13 protein-coding genes are annotated in these 16189 nt (G+C 66.0%); 8 read left to right on the top strand and 5 right to left on the bottom strand.

Annotation, left to right across the window (positions count from 1 at the left end; all coding sequences use genetic code 11):
* Positions 1 to 1317, bottom strand: a 1317-nt coding sequence (locus FRC96_RS16970; RefSeq protein ID WP_146976185.1) for a serine/threonine protein kinase, incomplete at its 3' end; no start/stop codon positions are given.
* A 133-nt stretch (positions 1318 to 1450) separates the two neighbouring features.
* On the opposite strand from FRC96_RS16970, the gene queG reads away from it, so the two are divergent.
* From queG to FRC96_RS16955, 3 genes are all read left to right on the top strand, one after another.
* Positions 1451 to 2614 carry a tRNA epoxyqueuosine(34) reductase QueG gene (gene queG / locus FRC96_RS16965; protein WP_146976183.1) on the top strand — a complete coding sequence of 388 codons (1164 nt, stop codon included), beginning with the start codon at positions 1451 to 1453 and terminating at the stop codon, positions 2612 to 2614.
* 140 nt (positions 2615 to 2754) lie between these two features.
* On the top strand, positions 2755 to 3648 hold the full coding sequence (locus tag FRC96_RS16960) for a R2-like ligand-binding oxidase (protein WP_146976181.1): 894 nt from the start codon (positions 2755 to 2757) through the stop codon (positions 3646 to 3648).
* Between the two features lie 61 nt (positions 3649 to 3709).
* On the top strand, positions 3710 to 4564 hold the full coding sequence (locus FRC96_RS16955) for an N-formylglutamate amidohydrolase (protein ID WP_230470375.1): 855 nt from the start codon (positions 3710 to 3712) through the stop codon (positions 4562 to 4564).
* Between the two features lie 88 nt (positions 4565 to 4652).
* Here FRC96_RS16955 and FRC96_RS16950 read toward each other — a convergent pair whose 3' ends face one another.
* Both FRC96_RS16950 and FRC96_RS16945 read right to left on the bottom strand, forming a co-directional pair.
* On the bottom strand, positions 4653 to 5243 hold the full coding sequence (locus tag FRC96_RS16950; protein WP_146976177.1) for a YqaA family protein: 591 nt from the start codon (positions 5241 to 5243) through the stop codon (positions 4653 to 4655).
* Positions 5244 to 5366: 123 nt separating this feature from the next.
* Positions 5367 to 7145, bottom strand: coding sequence for a hypothetical protein (locus FRC96_RS16945; RefSeq protein WP_146976176.1), 1779 nt, complete (start codon positions 7143 to 7145; stop codon positions 5367 to 5369).
* Between the two features lie 174 nt (positions 7146 to 7319).
* Here FRC96_RS16945 and FRC96_RS16940 point away from each other — a divergent pair, with 174 nt between their 5' ends.
* The 4 genes from FRC96_RS16940 to rpsU all read left to right on the top strand — a co-directional run bounded on the left by FRC96_RS16940 (position 7320) and on the right by rpsU (position 11767).
* Complete coding sequence (locus FRC96_RS16940) at positions 7320 to 8450, top strand: esterase/lipase family protein (protein WP_146976174.1); 1131 nt, start codon at positions 7320 to 7322, stop codon at positions 8448 to 8450.
* Positions 8451 to 8611: 161 nt separating this feature from the next.
* Entirely contained in the window at positions 8612 to 10492 is a 1881-nt protein-coding gene (locus FRC96_RS16935; protein WP_146976172.1) for a choice-of-anchor D domain-containing protein, read from the top strand.
* Between the two features lie 261 nt (positions 10493 to 10753).
* A complete protein-coding gene (locus FRC96_RS16930) occupies positions 10754 to 11431 on the top strand; it encodes a hypothetical protein (protein ID WP_146976171.1) in 678 nt (225 codons plus the stop codon).
* A gap of 111 nt (positions 11432 to 11542) precedes the next feature.
* Complete coding sequence (gene rpsU, locus FRC96_RS16925; protein ID WP_115603347.1) at positions 11543 to 11767, top strand: 30S ribosomal protein S21; 225 nt, start codon at positions 11543 to 11545, stop codon at positions 11765 to 11767.
* A 120-nt stretch (positions 11768 to 11887) separates the two neighbouring features.
* Here the strand turns inward: rpsU and FRC96_RS16920 are convergent, their stop codons facing one another.
* The gene (locus FRC96_RS16920) at positions 11888 to 13375 is read right to left on the bottom strand and encodes a serine/threonine-protein kinase (RefSeq protein WP_349632754.1); all 1488 of its coding nucleotides are present in this window, start codon (positions 13373 to 13375) and stop codon (positions 11888 to 11890) included.
* Positions 13376 to 13484: 109 nt separating this feature from the next.
* Positions 13485 to 14522, bottom strand: coding sequence for a PEGA domain-containing protein (locus FRC96_RS16915; RefSeq protein ID WP_146976168.1), 1038 nt, complete (start codon positions 14520 to 14522; stop codon positions 13485 to 13487).
* Between the two features lie 236 nt (positions 14523 to 14758).
* Here FRC96_RS16915 and FRC96_RS16910 point away from each other — a divergent pair.
* A partial coding sequence (locus FRC96_RS16910) for a serine/threonine protein kinase (protein ID WP_146976166.1) occupies positions 14759 to 16189 on the top strand: 1431 nt, incomplete at its 3' end.

The following is a 16189-nucleotide window of genomic DNA, read 5'->3' as shown; positions in this document are numbered from 1 at the left end:
GGCGGCGGCCGCGGCCACCCCGCTCCCTGCCGGCTGGGCGCCACTGACCGGCGCGGGCATCGCCAGGGTCGGCGCGCTCTCGACCTCTTCGACCGAGGCCGCCGAGGCCTGAGCGGGCTGCTGCTGGCTTAAGTCGACGGCGCGGTACATTCCGGTGAGTTCCATCCCGGGTACGTAGGCGGCGCGTCCGCTCAAGCCGCGCTCGCGGATGATCTCCTGTTCGCGGGCCACCAGCGCCTCGAACATCTCCATCGCGTCCTGAAAGCGCTCGTCGGGGTCCTTGGCGAGCGCCTTCATGATGATGCGTTGCATCGTCGGCGCTACCGGTCCTGGTGCGGCGGTGGCCAGCGGGGGGACCTCGTTGAAGACGTGCGCGGTCAGGATCTGCACCGGGGTGGAACCGGTGAAGGGGACCTTGCCGGTGATCAACTCATAGAGCATCACACCCAGGCTGTAGAGGTCGGTGCGGTTGTCGAGCTCCATGGCCTGGGCCTGCTCCGGGGAGAGGTACTCCGGGGTGCCGTAGACGATGCCGGCCTGCGTGAGCTTTTGTTGCTCGGGGCCGCCTTCGACCTCGTTTATCTTGGCGATGCCGAAGTCGAGGATCTTCACGAAGTTCGATTCCCCGCGGAAGTCCGTCAGCAGGACGTTGTCGGGCTTGAGATCGCGGTGAATGATGCCCAGGTCGTGGGCTTCGGAGAGGCCGCTGCAGAGCTGTTTCATCAGCTTGATGGCCTGGATCTCTTCCATCGGCTGCGAGCCCATGCGGTCGCGCAGGCTCTGCCCCTCGACGTACTCCATCGCCAGGTAGAGCAGCCCCCCCTCGGTGCGCCCGAAGATGAAGACGCGGATGATGTTGGGGTGGGTGAGCATCGAGACGACGCGCGCCTCGCGGTGAAAGCGCTGGATCAGCTCATCGCTCTCGGCGGCGTGCTCGTGCAGGACTTTGACGGCGATCTTCTGGTCGATGGAGTTCTGCTGCGCTAAGTAGACCGCGCCCATGCCCCCCTCACCCAGCTTGCGGGTGATGGTGTACTCGCCAAAAAGGCTCTGCCCGACGAGGTTATTCGGATCGAGGGGAGGGCTGGTGTCGCGGCGCGCTGCCGCCGGCGGGTTGGTGCGCATCGGCGCGCGCCCCGGCTGTTGACCCGGGGGCTGCTGACCGGTGGGATGCGGGCTGCGCATCGACGCGGAGGCAGGTGGTGCGCTGCCGGCCGGCGTGGGATTATCGACGCGGTGGACGAGCGCTTTGCCGTCGTCCGGACAAAAGAGCGTGTTGTCGGGAAAGCGACGGTTGCATTTGGGACAGATCCGCATCGGTAACTCCAGGACCTTGCAGGGAGGTCGTCTCAGGCGACCTCTTTTGTCAGGTTTGCGCGCGTGGCTTATAGCACAGCGCTTCGCAACACAACAACGGCGCGCAGAAGCGCCAGAGCAGGGCGATGAGACGATGGTAGACGCCAACCCATACAAGCCGGGCGCAAAGGAGCGGGGCGCGTTGCGCCAGGCGATTGAGGCCGAGGCCGCTCGCCTGGGCTTTGAGGCCTGCGCGATCGTGCCGGCCGAGCGCCTGCCCACCGCGCGCGCCTATCAGGAGTGGCTCAGTGAGGGGCGCCACGGCGCGATGCACTACATGGAGAACCACCAGCCGCTGCGGGTGGATCCGCGTGTGCTGGAGCCGGGGACCCGCTCGGTGATCGTACTGCTTAGCAACTACCGCCAGCCCACCGACCGTTTTGAGGGGGGGCTGCGCGTGGCGAGCTACGCGCATGGCGACGACTACCATGATTTTCTGTGGGATCGGATGCGCGCGCTGGCCGCCTTCGTCCACAATGAGACCGGCGTCGAGGTGGCGACGCGGCCCGCGGTTGACTCCGCGCCACTGCTGGAGCGCGACCTGGCGAGGATGGCCGGGCTGGGGTGGGTGGGAAAAAACGCGCTGCTGATCCGGCAGGGGCTCGGCAGCTTTACGATCATCTCGGAGGTGCTCGTCGGGCTCGACTTAGGGGAGCCGGCCGAGCCGGCCGCCGATCGGTGCGGGCGCTGCACCCGCTGCCTCGACGCCTGCCCCACCGGCGCGATCATCGCGCCCCAGGTCATCGACGCGCGCCGCTGCATCTCGTATCTGACCATTGAGCTTCGCGGTCCCATCCCCAGGCGACTGCGTCCGTTGATCGGCGATCATCTCTTTGGCTGCGATATCTGCCAGACCGTCTGCCCCTGGAACCGCCGCGCGCCGCTCAGCGACGATGAGGGCTTTGCCCCCCGGGAAGCTTACCGCACGCTCAGCCCGTTGGAGTTGTTGAGCTTCGATCATCCGCGCTACGTCGAGACCTTTCGGCGCTCGCCAATGAAACGCGCCAAGCTCGGGGGGCTCAAACGCAACGCCGCCGTGGTGGTCGGCAACACCGGCTCGCCAGACGAGGTGCCGGCGCTGATCGCGTGCCTTGAGCGCGAAGATGACAGCGTGGTGCGCGGGCATATCGCCTGGGCGCTCGGGCGTCTGGGCGGCGCTCAGGCTGCGGCGGCGCTGCGCGACGCGCTGGCTGGCGAGTCCGATCCGATGGTGCTCGATGAGATCCGCGTCGCGCTCCAGGACGCCGGCCTCGACTGAAAAGACGCGCTGAATCTTTTTACGCAGAAGTCCTTGCCCGGCGCGCGCTTCGGGGCCTACACTTCCCCACACACCGAACTTCAGATCGGGAGCCGGCGCGGGTGCGCCTCCCTCCGATCTCCCTCCCCGAGGAGCGAGCAATGACGATCGCAAGCGCTGGTCAGGCCCGTGTGTTCAAGTCCACCCGTGTCGGAGGGCTCGATTTTGAGAGCTTTCCGATGCGCCTCTTTCAAAAGGCCAAGAAGTTCGGCATCTGGGATCCGCAGAGCTTTGATTTTTCCAGGGATCGCGCCGACTGGGAGTCTTTTACGCCGGAACAGCGGGAGGTGCTTCTGCACTTAAGCTCGCTCTTTCTGGGCGGCGAGGAGTCGGTGACCCTCGACCTTCTGCCGCTGATCGGTGTGGTGGCTGAGGAGGGGAGGTTGGAGGAGGAGATGTATCTGACCTCCTTTCTCTGGGAAGAAGCGAAACATGTGGAGGTGTTCCGGCGTTTCCTCGATGAGGTGGCGCAGGACGCCAGCGACCTGACGCGTTTTCACGGGCCCTGCTACCAGGCGATCTTCTACCAGGAGCTTCCCACCGCGCTGGGACGCCTTCGCAACGATCCCTCGCCGGTGGCTCAGGCCGAGGCGTCGGTGACGTACAACCTCATCGTCGAGGGTGTGCTGGCGGAGACCGGCTACCACGCCTACTTCCAGATGCTGGAGACAAACGATGTGATGCCGGCGATGCGCGAGGTCGTCGGCAAACTTAAACAGGATGAATCGCGTCACCTGGCCTACGGCGTGTACCTCTTGAGCAGGCTTGTGGCCGAGCACGGCGATGAGGTCTGGGAGGCGATCGATCGGCGCATGAATCACCTCCTCCCGCTGGCGCTGGGAATGATCGATGAGATGTTTGCGGCCTATGACGAGCTGCCCTTCGGGCTCTCCATGGACGATTTTGTGATGTTTGCCACCGCGCAGTTCCAGAAACGCTACGAGCGAGTTGCAAAGGCACGCGAACAAGATCTGGAGGAAATCGTCGGGACGTGATACTTGCCTGCATATGGTCGAGGCAGTTCACCCGAGAGGGAGCATGAGCGAACCAGGTATCATGAGAGTCGAGCGTCCGGAGGAGCAACGCGTCCCGGTGGTCGTCGACGTGCCGCACGCCGGGGAGTGGATCCCCGACGACGTGCACGAGGAGATGGTCATTGGCGAGCGCGTTTTGCGCCGCGATCTGGATCTTTATGTGGATCAGATCTGGGCAAAGACCACCGAGCTGGGGGCGACGCTGGTCGCCTCCAACGTGTCGCGTTACGTGGTGGATCTGAACCGTGCCGAAGACGACATCTCCCCGGAGACGGTCGAGGGCGGAAAGCGCATTCTGCGCCCCGGGTACTATCAGGACCGGGGCGTGGTCTGGCGGACCACCACCGCGCGCACCCCGGTGATGGCCGGGCCGATGAGCAAGGCGGCGTTTAAGCGCCGCCTCAACACCTTCTACCACCCTTACCATCAGGCGCTGCGCGAGGAGATTGAGCGGGTTAAGAGCCAGTTTGGCTACTGCATCCTGCTCGATGGTCACTCCATGCCCTCGATGGGGCGTAAGGGGCATGACGATCCGGGGCGTCGCCGCGCGGAGATCGTGCCGGGTGATGTGGAGGGGCAGTCCTGCGACACCACGCTACGCTGGCTGGTGGAGGAGCACTTTCGTGAGAAGGGCTTCAGCGTGCGCTCCAACGAGCCCTACAAGGGAGGGTGGATCACGCGCAACTACGGGCAGCCCCAGCAGGGGGTGCACGCCATTCAGATCGAGATCCGTCGCGATCTTTATATGGATGAGCGCAGCTTCCGCATTCGTCGCGACGGGCTGGAGCGGCTGGCCGAGGCCTGCACGGCGTTGATCCCGCGCTGCGGTGAGCTTGATGAGGAGGCGCTTCGCCCCTCGAAGCGGCCGCGTTTCTAAGATCGCGTGAGTTTGAAGCGGGGGAGAGGTCGGCCCGTGGAGCGCCCGAGCGGGCGCTGCATCTGAAGGCGGACCTCTGCGCGGGGTATCAGGCCGCGGCGCTGGCCCAGCCGAAGGCGAAGAGGGCGTAGTAGACACACACCCGGGGAACGCGCACCAGCGTGGCGGTAAAGAAGCGCTTAAAGGGCATGCGGTAGATGCCCGCCAGCCAGCAGACTACCGAGAAGGGCATCGGCGTGACCGCGGCGATGCCCACGGCCCAGGCGCCCCAGCGCTTAAAGAGGGCTTCGCCGCGCGGGCGGAAGAGCTCCAGGCGGCGATCCAGGAAGGGGACGCGGGCTACCAGGGGGCCGACGACATAGGCCAGCGCCCCGCCCAGCAGGCTGGCCAGGCTGGTGGCGATGAGCACCGGAACCACCGCGGCGTCGGCGGCCACGCCGGCAAAGAGGTAGGTGGAGGCGGGGATGGGAAAGCTGATGGCGTCGGCGGCCAACACCCCCAGAAAGATCCCCAGCGGTCCGAGCGCCTGCACAAAGCTGGTGGCCATCTCGGTGATGGGCTCGCGCAGCCAGTAACCCAGCAGGGCGGCCGTGGCGAACATCACGATCATGATGCCCAGGCTCTGCCAGAGCAGGCGTCGCATTAACTTGTCGTCGGCAATGTCGGGGGCTTCGCTCAAAGTGCTAACTCGGGCTGCAGGAGGCGTCGAGGCGCTATAGTGCCCGTCTTTGGCGTCAGAGGAAAGTAACGCGTCGTCACGGGCGCTGCGGGCGGCTGATGGAAGTTTAACGCCTGGCGAGGCTCAGTCCTTCCGCCCTGGCGAGGTGGGCGTGCGCTGCTGAACCTGCGCGGCGCGCATTGAGGCGCACAGAGCGCGGGTGGAGGCGCAGTCCGGGTCAAGCTCCAGAATGCGTTGGGCCAGGTCCAGGGCGCGGCTCAGGTGGCCCTGGTCCCGGGCGGTTTGCAGGTCGGCGTGAAAGGTCGCGAGGGCGCTCTGGCGCGTGAGCGCGTCGAAGAGCCCATCGCGGTAGTCGGCGCGCTGCTGCGGGTGGATGAGTGCGGTGTGGGCCTGGTCCAGACGGGCCAGAAGACGTTCTTTGAGGGGGCGAAGGTCGGTCGAGAGCTCGGCGCTGAGCACCTGCTCCCGCCTCTTGAGATAGGCGCGCTGCACAAGCGCGGAGTAGGCCGACCAGTGAAGGTCCAGGAAGGCGAAGTGGTCGTCGCTCTCGACGCGCGCCTCCAGGCGGCGCAGCGCGTCGATCTCGGGATCCTCAAAGGCCTCGTCGCCGGAGGCGGCCTGACGGTGGGTCGGAGCGAGGGTGTGCAGAAGATCGAAGTGATGCAGCGCGAGCAGCGCCGCGGCGATGGTGGGCTCCGGGAGATCGCGTTCGCGCAGGCGTGCGGGTCGGCAGGGACCGTCAAGCAAGGCCTGCACCACCGGGGTAACCTGCGGCGAGGCGGCAAGCTGCCGACGCCCCAACCCGGGCTTCTCGCGCAGCAGGAAGGGCCCGGCACCCAGCCGGCTTAGCTGCGCTTGAAGTTCGGGCTCGGCCAGCGCCTGAAGCGCCTTCAAGGCGCGCCCGAAGAGGTGGGTGCCCAGCTCCACCCGCGTCGACGGATCGAGCGCGGGCGGCTCATCGAGCGCATAGAAGGTGGCCTGACCGCGCTGCCAGCGCGCGCCGTCCGGGGCGAGCACGTAGAGGATGCGCGCGCGGCGGGTCAGCGCGAGGTGGCGCGCCGAGAGGAGCTTGAGCTCCAGCAGCGCCTGCTCCAGCGAGCAGGCCCGGGAGCGCGCCCGGGCCGTGGCGCGCGCGAGCTGTTCGGCGTCGAACTGGCCCCCGCGAAGCAGGAGCGTGGAGAGCGCGATCGACTCGGGATGCGGCGCCTGCCAGACCTCCCAGACAGCGCGCTCGGCGATCAGAAAGGTCGTGGTGCGCGGCGCCTGAACCACCTGCAGGTAGCCCGGGGTCGGATCGTCGAGGTGCCGGCGCAGCACCTCAGCGAAGGGGTGTGTGGCGAGGTCCACGCTGTAGCGTTGCCCCGACGAGGAGAGCGCTGGAGGGCACTCCGGCAGGGTCACCACCGCGTCGTCCTCGCTGGCCGCTCCCAGAAGCCGTCGAAGCTCCTCGCCGCGAAGTCGAGTGGCCAGGCCCGGGCGCTCGACTTCCAGGAGGAGTGTGCCGGACTCCAGGCGGGCGCGGCGAACCGTCAAGGTCAGAGTGCCGCGCGCGCAGGCCCCCCGACTTCGAGGTCCGCGCAGGCGCAGGCTCCCCGGTGTGCGCCCCTCACCCGGGGGGACGCGCACGCAGAGGCGGCTCTCTGCGAGCACGCCTCGCCAGATGCGTTCAAATCGCGCAAGGTTGTCGATCTCCACCTCCAGCACCGCAGGCGTGGGGCCGGCGGGCACCCAGGTGGCACCGGGAAGATCGGCGGGTGAGGCGGTGCGCACCCGAAGATCGTCGCCCAGGCGGTTGAGCTCCTCGGCGATGTCGCGCTCTGGAAGGCTTGCGGAGAACTCCGCGATGACCTCTGCGAGCCGCTCGCTGAGCGCGCGGCGCACCTCTCGACCCTGGTGGCTCATGCCTTCCCCCGTGATGGGCGCGCCTGCGGCGCCCCGTCCCCCTGTTGTCTCACCGATGCCTCTGAAGTTAAGGCGCAGAGCGGCTCAGGCCAGCGCGCTCAAAAGATTGCTTTCGCTCTGCAGGCGTGCACAATACCGGCCCAACCCTCACCGCAGCACCTGGCAGGACGCGCAATGGCTCATCATCATATGTATCTGGTCGCCGGCTTCTTCGGCTTCTCCAACCTGGGCGGCATCACGTACTTCCATCACGTGCGCGAGGCTCTGCAGACCGCCTTTGAGCGGGCCGGTCATACGGTGGAGGTGCACAGTGTGCCGACGCTTCCCACCGGTTCGATCCGGCGTCGGGCGGCCGTGTTGGCCGAGGCGATCGCCCGGAGCGCCGGCGATCGCGGCCCCATTCACCTGGTGGGACACTCCACCGGCGGGCTCGATACGCGCCTGCTGGTCACCCCGGGGGTCTCGCTCCCCACCGAAGACAGCGTCGACGTCGAGGCGATCGCCCGCCGGGTGCGCTCGGTGACTACGGTGGCCAGCCCGCATCTGGGCACGCCGATGGCCTCGTTTTTCAACAACTTCTTTGGCGAAAACATCCTGCGCGCCATCTCCCTGGGCACGATCTACACGCTGCGCTTCGGGCGTCTGCCGCTGCGCGCGCTGATTGAGCTGGCGGGCATCGTCACCCGCCTCGATCGCGTGGTGGGGCTCGATAACACGATCCTCGATCAGTTCTACCACGAGCTTTTTAAAGACTTTGATGCCGAGCGGCGCGACGAGATCAGCGCCTTTCTCGACGAGATTCGTGTGGACCGCTCGGTCGTCGGCCAGCTCACCCCGGGGGCGATCGATCTTTTTAACGCCTCGACCGGCGATCGCCCCTCGGTGCGCTACGGCTCGGTGGTCACGCGAGCGCCAGGCTTCTCGCCGAAGACGACGCTGCGCCTGGGCGTGGATGCCTACGCCCACGCCTCGCATGTGCTCTTTCGTGCGTTGCAGATCATCACCGCGCGCAGCGGGGACTACCCGCCCTTAAAGCCCGATCAACGCCAGGTGCTGATGGACGCGTTCGGTACGCTACCCGGTCGGCGTGAGAGCGACGGCGTGGTGCCCACCCTCTCGCAGGTCTGGGGCCAGGTGATTCACGCCACGGTGGCCGACCACCTCGATGTATGCGGTCATTTTAACGACGCGCATCACACCCCGCCCCACGTCGACTGGTTTATCTCCGGATCGGCGTTCACGCGCGAGCGCTTCGACCATCTCTGGGACGACGTCGCGGCCTTCCAGCTCGCCAGCCTGCGCTGAGCCTGCGCGTCCTTCTCGGCGGCTCCCGCGCGGGCCGGCGCGCAGCGGCTTGCAATGAACCGGGGAGGGCCGCTAGGTTGTCGCGGTTCAACGCACTCTGCTGGCGCGATCGTCTGGCAGGCGCATCTGCTGGCCCTATCGAAGTAAACCGGAAGGTGAAGATGAATCGCATTCAATCGCTTGTTGCTACGGCTCTGATGAGCCTCGTTATCGGCGCGTGTGGGGGCAATAATTTCAGCTCCGATGCCGTGCCTGAGCTGACCATTGAGCTGACCGAAGCCCAGATTCTGCTCGACGCGGTCGGGCCTTCGGATAGCACCCAGACCATCGCCGCGCCGATCATCTTGCGCAACTCCAGCGACGGGGATCTGCGCGTGACCAACATCGAGTGGGTCGCCCGCCCCGATCGCCTGGAGGGCTACTTCATCGGTGACATTAGCGAGGCCAATGAGGGCACAAGCTGCAGCGAAGACGCCGAGTGCGGCACCGCCGGCGTCTGCCTGCGCAGCGGCATCTGCCGCGACGCCGGCTTTGAGGCCACGCCTTTTGATGTGGGCAACCGCTACGACCTGAACTTCCTGCTGCGTCGCGGCGACACCATCACCTGCCCGACCCCGGGCGCCGATGTGCCCGTCGAGATTCAGGACCGTTACTGCGGCGAGCTGCGCATCGAGACCAACGCCTCCAACAACTCCGGCATTGTCGAGGAAGGCGCGGCCAACATCTATTTCATCACCTCCGGTGGCAGCGGGGAGATGGCGGTGCAGCCCGGCCTGATCCAGTTCACCAACGCCACCGCCGGCGTCTCGCAGAGCTCGCAGTTCACCATTGAGAACCGCGCCGGCTCGCCGCTCTTTATTGAGCGCGGCGACTTCGGTGAGAACGCGCAGGTCTTCGAGATCACCCCCTCGGTCTTCGGGCGCGAGATCCCGGCGAACAGCACCGAGACTTTCACCCTGACCTACGCGCCCTCGGTGGAGACGGAGCTTGAGTTTTCGACGACGTTGGAGTTCTCCAGCAGCTCGGTGACCAGCACCTCCTCGGCCATCACCATTGAGGTGACCCAGGGCGTGGGCGACGCCCCGCTGATCGAGGTGGATCCGCTGCAGCTCTCTTTTGCCGACGCAACCTCGCAGACGTTGACGGTGCGTAACTACGGCGGCGCCACCCTGGCGTTGAGCCAGATGCGCATCGTCCCCAGCGAAGCGGCCGCGTTCTACCGCATCATGCTCGACGGCGTGAACCTGCTCGAAGACTACACCACCCAGCGCGTTGCCCGGATGACGGAGGACGAGCCCAGTGAGCTTGAGCTGACGGTGGAGTTTGACAGCAGCGCCGAAGGCTCTTCGGTCGGCACGCTGGAGATCCGTCACAACGACTCGGCCTCCGGCAACATCACCAACGTCTCGCTGCTGGGTGACGCCACCGAGGTGGCTGTGGGCGAGCTCTATCCGACGATCTTCTCGCTGCGCTCCGACGGCCCGGCGGTGGAGCGCGAGGTGGCGATCTACAACAACGGCAACGATGATCTCGTGATCAGCGGCGTCGACGCGCAGGGGCAGGGCTCCACGACCAACCTCGACCTCTTCCGCTTTGAGGGCTTTGCGGCCACCGTCCCCCCCGGTGGCGTGCACACCGCAAAAGTCTTCTTCGACGGCGACGATCCCTTCAACCACGGGGTGGTCGCCGCGATCGAGTCCAACCACGCCGGCCAGGAGCAGGCGATGACGCTTCTGATCAATGCCCGCGTCGTCAGCGCCTCGCCGATGGATCTGAGCGTGGAGCCCTCCTTCTCCAATGAGGCGGTGGTGGGGCAGTCGACCACCCTGACCCTTCGCGACGCCGGCGACGCGGCGCTTCTCGACAGCGCCCGCTGGTTCATCCTGGAGCGCCCCGAAGGCAGCGCGCTTCTGACCCGCGGCATCGGCGAAAGCCTCACCTTTGAGCCCGACGCCGCCGGCACCTACCGCTTTGGCGTTCTGGCCAACGACTCGACCAACCGCGAAGAGCAGGTGATCTTCGAGTTTGAAGCGGTCAATTAAGGCTCAAAAGGATCGCTTCTGAGCTGAAGCATCACACCCAGGCCCACCCGGTGGTCAGCGCTTGACACCGTAGGTGGGCCTACTTATATTCCGCCCCCGGTCCAGATCTGCGTAAAAACAGGGTCGACCCAGAACACCCGCAAGACTTGTCGCGGGACAACATACATTGCACACGACAGACGTGGTTTCGCACACGCATCCGGGCGTCGCTTTTTGATGGATGATGAAGAGCGCCGCGCGAGCATCAGGGAGAAAAGCCTCATGGCCGAAGTGTTTCAGAACGTCAATAACTTCTTTGTCGACGAGCGACTGCAGCAGATGCCGACCTTCCCGGAGTGGGAGAACGACGCGATTGAGCAGTCCCTTCGTGAGATCGAGGAGCTCCTCGAGAAGCGCCAGGCGCAGCTCGACGAGAGCCCCGGTGAGTTGGAGACCCAGTACTACTGGATGAGCTACGTGTTGCGCGCGCTGGGCTACTGCGCCTCGGTGGCCGAGCCTCCCCCCCAGGGTGTTGACGCTGAGGACGTGCGCCCCGACTTCACCCTCTTCTACTCGGCCGAAGATTTCCGCCGCGTGGTGGGCATGCGCGGCGAGCGCGAGTTCTTCGCCAACGCGCTGGGTGTGGTCCGCACGCTGAGCTGGGGCGCCTCGCTCGATGAGTACGAGTCGGAAGACGGCACCTACAGCCCGGCCTTCGACGTGGACCGCCACCTGCGGAATACCGGCACCAACTGGGGCATTCTCACCAACGGAAAGGTCTGGCGTCTCTACCACCGCGACTCTTCCGGTCTGCTCAACACCTACTTTGAGTTCGACCTGATGGGCGCGCTGGAGTCCAACGACCTCGACGCCTTCCGCACCTTCTGGCTGGTCTTCTCGCCCGAAGGGCTGGGCGGCTCGGAGGTTGGTGGCGCGATCGTGCAGCGTCTCCTCAACTGATTCTGAGTCTTTGATACGCATTTTGCGCGACGCTCCGCAGATAGCGGGGCGCGCGTAGCAACCTATTTGCCGGCGTGGCAGCACCCGGCACCTCACCGGAGGATTTTGAACATGGCCCGACGAGACGATAAGCTCGGCCCCCTCGAAGTTGAAGTTCGCGATAACAACGTCAACCGTGCGATCAACCGCCTCAAGCGTGAGATCGGTCGTGAAGGCGTGAGCCGCGAGCTTAAGCGTCGCCGCTTCTACGAGAAGCCCAGCGTCGCCAAGCGCCGCAAGCAGCGTGAAGCGGAGCGCCGCCGCCGTAAGGAAGAGCGTCGCCGCGAGAACCGCTGAGGTTCTTAAAGGGGCAAGCGCCCTGAACGAAAAAGCCCCGCCACGCGAAGCGTGTGGCGGGGCTTTTTGTGTTGAGCGCTCGGGCCAGGCCCAGGTGGGCGCCGGGAGCCGAAACGCGTGTCAGCGCAGCAGCAAGATCGCGATGAGCACCAGCGCCACCGCGCAGAGCAGGGCGACGGCGATGTTCAAGGGCGTCATCCAGGCGGGCGTTGAGGAGCGGGAGGGCTTGGGAGGGCTTAAGCCCGGCGCAGGCAGCTGCTGGCCGGCGGGAGCCGGCTGGGAATTAAGGGAGGGGCCAAACCCGCGGCTCGCTGGCTGAGGCGGCGCGGTGGGATAGGTCGGACGTCGAGCCTGAGCCACCGGTTTGGCGCGTGACGACGTGTCGGCAGCGCTGGCCGCCCCGGGAGCGAAGGGGCCCTCCCCGCGCGCTTTCATCTGGCGCAGAGTCTCAAGGGGATTCTCCATCATCTCGGTGGCGTCATCGGCGTCGGCTTCCAGGCGTTCAAAGAGGGGGAGCATGTCGGTGTTGGTGTCGGGCTCCTCGTCGAGCGACATCTCCTGGGTGGCATCGATGCCGAAGTCGGCGTTTTGACGAGACGGTTTGAGCATGCCGGCGGGCAGCGCCTCCATGACCATGGTGGCGCTGTCTTCTTCGTTGAGGGCGTCCATCTTCTGGGTGTGCTCGACAGCCATCTCAGCGGTGGCGTCGACGATGATGGCGGGGCTACGGAGGGTGGCAGGCTCTCTGGGAGGGGGCATCACCTGGTCGAGCGCGTCGAGCATCGCCTCGGCGCTGGCGTAGCGCTGGCTTACATCTTTGGCCAGTGCGCGCGAGAGCCACGGCCATAGCTGGTGTCGCGCCAACACCTCGGGAGCCGGAAGGGACGAAGGCGAGATCTGCACCCGCGCCCGCTCCAGCGGCGTGGCCCCCTGGACCAGGGGGGCACCGATAATCGTCTCGGCCAGGGTAAGCCCCAGCGAATAAAGGTCACTGGCCGGGACCGGCGCCTTGCCCAGAAGGAGCTCCGGCGGCATGTAGGTAGGACTGCCCAGGGTCATGCCGGCCGAGGTCAGATCATGGTTGCCGAGCATCGTCTTGGCGATGCCAAAATCCAGGACTTTGACAAAGTCGCGCTCCCCATCGAAGTCGCAGAGCATGATGTTGGCGGGCTTCAAGTCGCGGTGCACGATGTCGAGCGCGTGCGCCGCGCTCAACGCACGAAGCACGCCTCGGGCCACGCGTGCGACCAGCGCCGGCTCAAAGGTGCCACAGCGCACGATGCGCTCGGAGAGCGTCTCGCCACTGAGCAGCTCCATGGCGATGTAGAGCGCGCCACATTGGGCGCAGCGCCCGTGCTCGTACTGGCGGATCGAGTGCGGATGGCGCAGGGCGCTGGCCATGATGGCCTCGCGCTCAAAGCGCTGCTCGAGCTGTTGTTGATCGAGCTGATTGCCGGCGGCATGCAGCACTTTGACCGCCAGCTCGCGCGACCCCTGCAGGTCGTGTGCCCGGAAGATGATGCCAAAGCCCCCGCTTCCGATCTCCTCGAGCAGGCGGTACCGCCGCGCCAGGGTGTCTCCGACCTGTGGTGCCTCTTCGACCCGCATCGCAGCTCCCGTAGGTTGCCTACACACCAAGTCGGTCTCGTGCGGCGTCAGAGGGTGACGCCGGATCACCAAGCACCGCCGCGCCCCCGTGGCGCGGCGGCTCCGAGCGTTAGAAACGCCCGCCGAGCACAAAACCGGCGCTCTCCGCACCAATGGCAGGTGCCACGCGCAGCCCCAGACGACGCTGAATGGCGTCTTCATCCGAGGGCTCGTCCGCGCTGTTCTGCGTCATGTAGTCGTAGAGCAGCCACGCGCCGCCGCCGGCCAGAAGAAGGCCGCCGGCCACATAGCTGCCGATGGCCACATTCGCGCGGCTCTGACGGCGTTGCGTCAGCTCGTTGTACTCGTCGGTCTGGCCGGGATCGAGCTGGCTACGTTCTTCATCGATGCCGGGGATGACGACCAGGTCAAAGATCAGGCCGTTGGCCAGCGCCAGGGTTCCGGCGCCGAGAAGTCCGTAGGCCACGTAGTTCACCGACCCGCCGGCTTCGTCGGCCGGCGCCGGCTCTTCAATCGCAGGGGTTGCCACGGGCTCTTCTTCGGCCGGAGGCTCTTCGAGCAGCGCACCGACGGTGGCGTCCTGCTGGGCGACGACCTCGAGCTCGCGGGTGAAGTCGGCGTACCCATCGAGTTCCACGCGCACCTGGTAGGTGCCCGGAGCCATGCCGGCGCGCTCGGTAGGGGTGGTGCCCACGAACTCATCGTCGATGTAGACGCGCGCAAACATCGGCTCGGACTCAAACATGATCCGACCGCCGAGCTCCTCGCTGTACGCTTCACATTCGCCTTTGCCGGCATCCAGGGCCTGCTGCGCGCTGGCGATGAGCTCTTCCTGGGCCGCCGGGTGGCGGATAAAGGCCGCGTAGTACACCAGGCTCATCGCGCAATCGCCGGCCTGGGCGTAGCTGCGCGCCACGTTGAGCAGGAGGCGGGGATCGGGCTCTTTTCGGTTGGCGAGCAGCAGGCGCTCAATGGCCACATCGTACTCACCGGCCTCGTAGGCTTCTCTAGCAAGCTGAACGAGCGTGGCCAGGTCCGAGTCGGCCAATTCCTGCTTGGTCACCGGCTCCTGGGCTACGGCGGAGCCGGCCATCATCGCCGTCGTCAACGCCATCACCGTCAGGGCTGTTGCAATCTTAGCTACCACGGATCTTCCTCCAGAAATTCGCCACTTCAGGTGGCCATACTCATCGAAAGGTCAGGCCGGACGTTGGTCACACGAAAAATGACGTCGGCAGATCATGTTGAAGATCATCACGGGGTGTAGCATTTACGCCCCTCTCTGACAACGATCGCCGCGCAATGCTTGGAGCATCTGCGCCGTCTATGGTACACCGCTAAGCATGTGATCTGCCGCAGCGCGCACCCTAAGGAAAGAACCTCATGATGAACCTGCCTGAGCTCGGTGACGTCATCGACGACACCTATGAGATTCGCGACATCCTTGGAAAAGGAGGCATGGGAGCGGTCTACCTGGCCCGCCAGATTAACATGGATCGCGACGTCGCCATGAAGATCCTCGTGGCCAGCGGCCCGAAGTTCGAGGAGATGGTCAAGCGCTTTCGCCGCGAGGTCATGGCGATTCGCAACCTCTCCCACCCCAACACGGTGCGCATCTACGACTTCCGCGATGACCCGGAGGGCCTGCTCTATTACACGATGGAGGCGCTGCGCGGGGAGACGCTCAAAGACCTGATGCGCCGCGAGGGGCCGATCTCTCCCAAACGAGTCAAGCATGTGGTGCGCCAGGTGCTCAAGAGCCTCTCGGAGGCGCATAGCTACGGGATCGTGCACCGCGACTTGAAGCCGGCCAACATCATGCTGGTCGATATGCACGGGGAGACCGACTTTGCCAAGGTGCTCGACTTCGGCATCGCCAAGGTGTTTTCGGAGTCGGACGACGACGAGGAGCTGACCTCGGCGGGTATCGTGGTCGGCACACTGCGTTATATGGCGCCGGAACAGATCGCCGAGAAGCACGTCGGACCACCCACCGACCTTTATGGACTGGGACTCATTGCGGTCGAGATGCTCTCCGGCCAGAGCGTGTTTGCCGGCACCGGGCAGTGGAACCTGATCCATCAGCAGATCAGCGATGATCCGGTGCCGATCCCCGAGGCGATCCTCAACACCGCGCTCGGTCAGGTGCTCAAGACCTGCGTGGAGAAGAGCTACGAGGCGCGTTTTCCCACGGCCGACGCGATGCTCAAGGCCCTCGATCAGATTCCGGAGAGCGCGCTGGAGACGGCGCCGCTCTTTGAACGCGCGCCCGGTGGCGAGGGGTTTGTGGCCACCGGTGGGCCGAAAGCGGCGCCGGTGGACGACGCGGCGACGATGATCACCGAGTCTCCTTTTGCGGCCGACGGCTCGATGCCCGCGCCTTCCGAGCAGGCACGAACGGTGCAGACGCCCGCCGTGCAGAAACCAGCCGCGCAGCCGCAGCGCCCTGCCAGGGAGCCGGCGATCACCGGCAATTTCGGGGCCTCGGCCGCTGCAGCGAGTCAGCCGGCCTCGGGGAGTTTCGGGGCCCCGGCGGCGCAGTCTCAGCCTTTTGCGGCGGCGCCCGGCGCCGAGGCGATACCTCAAATGGGCACCTTTCAGAGCCCGGCAAAGCCCGCGTCCAAAAGCAAAGCTCTGCCCATCGCTGCGATCGTGATTCTTCTGCTCGCCGGCGGTGGGGCGGCCTGGGTGCTGACCCAGGGAGGCGGCGAAGAGGGCCAGGAGGCGGTCGCGCAGGCCTCCGCGCAGCAGGCCGGGGGGCAGGGCGCTGTCGGCGAGGCGCCGGCGGCACAGGCTGCTGTGCCGCCGGTGGAA

It is taken from the genome of Lujinxingia vulgaris (assembly GCF_007997005.1).
Taxonomy (GTDB): Bacteria; Myxococcota_A; Bradymonadia; order Bradymonadales; family Bradymonadaceae; genus Lujinxingia.
The sequence above is the reverse complement of the archived record's forward strand: the minus strand, read 5'-3'. Positions and strand labels throughout refer to the sequence as shown.

Coding starts and splice junctions, on each gene's coding strand:
- queG (WP_146976183.1), top strand. CDS start 1,451: ATGGTAGACGCCAACCCATACAAGCCGGGCGCAAAGGAGCGGGGCGCG.
- FRC96_RS16960 (WP_146976181.1), top strand. CDS start 2,755: ATGACGATCGCAAGCGCTGGTCAGGCCCGTGTGTTCAAGTCCACCCGT.
- FRC96_RS16955 (WP_230470375.1), top strand. CDS start 3,710: ATGAGAGTCGAGCGTCCGGAGGAGCAACGCGTCCCGGTGGTCGTCGAC.
- FRC96_RS16945 (WP_146976176.1), bottom strand. CDS start 7,145: ATGAGCCACCAGGGTCGAGAGGTGCGCCGCGCGCTCAGCGAGCGGCTC.
- FRC96_RS16940 (WP_146976174.1), top strand. CDS start 7,320: ATGGCTCATCATCATATGTATCTGGTCGCCGGCTTCTTCGGCTTCTCC.
- FRC96_RS16935 (WP_146976172.1), top strand. CDS start 8,612: ATGAATCGCATTCAATCGCTTGTTGCTACGGCTCTGATGAGCCTCGTT.
- FRC96_RS16930 (WP_146976171.1), top strand. CDS start 10,754: ATGGCCGAAGTGTTTCAGAACGTCAATAACTTCTTTGTCGACGAGCGA.
- rpsU (WP_115603347.1), top strand. CDS start 11,543: ATGGCCCGACGAGACGATAAGCTCGGCCCCCTCGAAGTTGAAGTTCGC.
- FRC96_RS16920 (WP_349632754.1), bottom strand. CDS start 13,375: ATGCGGGTCGAAGAGGCACCACAGGTCGGAGACACCCTGGCGCGGCGG.